This is a genomic window from Streptomyces sp. MnatMP-M17, from assembly GCF_900091995.1.
Lineage (GTDB): Bacteria > Actinomycetota > Actinomycetes > Streptomycetales > Streptomycetaceae > Streptomyces.
In genome coordinates this window covers 1-2,570 of the sequence record NZ_FMDK01001063.1, presented here as the reverse complement: position 1 = coordinate 2,570, position 2,570 = coordinate 1, and the positions used below count along the sequence as shown (strand labels likewise).

General features: G+C 69.2%; 2 protein-coding genes and 1 pseudogene. All 3 read right to left on the bottom strand.

Annotated elements, in window-relative coordinates:
• The coding region (locus GA0115259_RS35905) for a sensor histidine kinase (protein WP_176732774.1) at positions 1–1,320 on the bottom strand (1,320 nt) is incomplete at its 3' end.
• A 334-nt stretch (positions 1,321–1,654) separates the two neighbouring features.
• Entirely contained in the window at positions 1,655–2,053 is a 399-nt protein-coding gene (locus GA0115259_RS35900; RefSeq protein WP_093604596.1) for a roadblock/LC7 domain-containing protein, read from the bottom strand.
• A 137-nt stretch (positions 2,054–2,190) separates the two neighbouring features.
• Positions 2,191–2,570 (bottom strand): annotated as a pseudogene (locus GA0115259_RS35895) (hypothetical protein); the annotation flags it as partial.

Below are 2,570 nucleotides of genomic sequence, written 5' to 3'. Positions count from 1 at the left end.
CACCGGAATGTCGTCCTCCGTGGCCGACGCGACCGGCGGGAGCGGCGCGGACCGCTGCGGTCCGGTGACCGGCCTGGGCACCCGCTTCTCCGGGCGCAGCATGTCCTTGGTGGGCAGATCGACGAAGCTGCCACGAGGCCCGGCGGTGGCGCCGATGCCATGGGCGATACCGGGCGCGGGCCCGGTGGTGACAACATCGCGCGGCACGATGAGGACGGCCCGGACACCGCCGTACGCCGACTGCCGCAGCGAGACCTGCAAGTTGTACATCTGGCAGAGCCGGCCGACGACGGCCATACCGAGCCTGGGCGTCTCGCCGAGGTCGTTGAGGTCGATCCCGGCCTGGGCCTGGGCGAGCATCCGTTCGGCCCTGGCGCGTGCCTCCTCGCTCAGACTGACACCGCCGTCCTCGATCTCGATCGCGATTCCCGTCTGCACCTCCACCGCGGTGACATGGACACGGGTCTGCGGCGGTGAGTAGCGGGTGGCGTTGTCGAGGAGTTCGGCACAGGCGTGGATGAGCGGTTCGACGGCCGTGCCGATGATGGCGACCTTCGCGATGGAGTGCAGATCGACCCGCTGGTACTCCAGGATCCGGGACATCGCTCCGCGCAGCACGCTGAACAGCGGTACGGGCCTGGGCCATTGGCGGCCGGGACGGGCCTTGCCGAGCACGGCGATACTGTCGGCGAGCCGGCCGATCAGCGCGGTGCCGTGGTCGATACGCAGCAGATCGTCGAAGACATCGGGATTGCGGCCGTGGTGCTCCTCCATCTCCCGCAGCTCGCTCGCCTGTTGGTGCACGATCGCCTGGACGCGGCGGGCGATGTTGACGAACGAGCGCTGCGCGGAGTCGCGCATGGCCTCCTCGTCGTCCACGATCTGGAGTACGAAGCGGAGCAAGGAGCGCTGCGCGGACGGGAGTTCGCGGTACCGCTCGTCGCCGTCCACGACCGCGCGCATCACCTCCGCGGGTGACTCGCCCTGGCGGAGCCGGTGGATCGCCGCGGGCATCAGCTCCTTGCCCAGCCGTACGGTCTCCTCGTCGTGCTCCGCGAGCCGCCGCTCCAGCATCGTGAGCCGGTGGGCGTAGTGCTCATGGAGTGCGCCGATGGTCCTGCGTCGCCGGGACAGTCCGACCGCGCACCAGCTGACCAGGACCGTGGCGGCCGTCCCGTACAGCACGAGCGGCAGCCGCGCGGTGTCCGCGGACAGGACCACCACGACGGCCGTCGCCGCCGCCATCAGGGCCGCGGGAAGCAGCAAGGCGCGGACGGCGGGAGCCGCTTGATCATTCGGGGGTGCTTCGAGACGAACCATGTAAGCCCTCTGGCGGTCGATTCAGATCGGGTCATTCGCACGTGTACTTCACATGGCGAACATATGCCTGATTACGTGTCAACTCGGCGCGCTCCGCGAGAGCTTAGCCCGATCGGATAAGAGCCTCGGCATATTCCCGTAACCGCCTGCACGCGCCATCGCCTCGGGCATAGACTCACGCGTTTGCACGCTGCGCTCCGTCGGGCGCACAGCGAGTAATGGCTTCGGCGCGGGCTTCGCGCGGGCTTCCGTACGTGCTTCCGTACGTGAACGACAGCGGGGCCGTCCCCCGCAGGGAACGGCCCCGGCTCTCAGATCACTCTTCTCGACGGGATCAGGCGGGCACATCTCCTTCGAGGAGGCCCGCCAACTCCTCGGCTATCGCCGGAGTCTCCCGCTGGAGCGCGGCGACATCGAGTCCCTCGTCACCCAGGATCGACAGCAGGGCCCGCTCCCCCACCGACAGGACGACGACATGACCGCCGCCGCAGCGGACGACCACATCACGCAGCGCGCCCGTACCGGCCTGCTCCGCCATACGCGCGCCGAGCCCCAGCGTCGCCGCCGCCAGCGCGGCGACGGCTTCCGGCTGGGCCGTGTCCGTATCGGCGGCCACCAGCAGCCCGTCGGTGGTGGAGAGGACGCTCTCGGACACTCCCATCACCTTCTCCCGCAGCGAGGTCAGGACATCGACGAGTGAGGCAAGTGAAGTGACGGACGGACCTGCATACATGGTGTGCGCTCCTTGATGACGTTCCGGCTGGGTCCTGCCGAGGTGCTGCCAAGGTCCTGCCGAGGGATACCGCACGGAGGCTCCGGGTTCTCAACTCCGTACAACTCACTCAAACATGGGCAAGTACGGTTGGGTTGTCAGGAATCTAAGCCATCGGAATGCCCGGATTCTCCTGAACGACGGGCGACGGCGGTACGCCGTGGCAGTCCGCCCGGTGGTGTCCGGGCCGTGGTGGCCACGCGCTGTCCGCCGGGAAGGATGCGTGGTGCGGTGCTCGGGCGGTCGGCCGGGAGCCCGTTCTCCCACTGGACGAGCTCAAGACCGTTCATACGGATCAGGTCCACCATGACTCCGAACAGGCCGCGCCCCAGGGTGAACGCGAGATCCCGTGGCGTACGGCGGCCGTTGGCGATGGCGAGCAGGGCCTGATAGCGGCCGGTGAGCCGGCCCGCCACCCGGTCCGCGCGGGCCGAGGGCCGCATCCTCGCCCTGGCGAGATCGGCGGGGGGGCGCCACA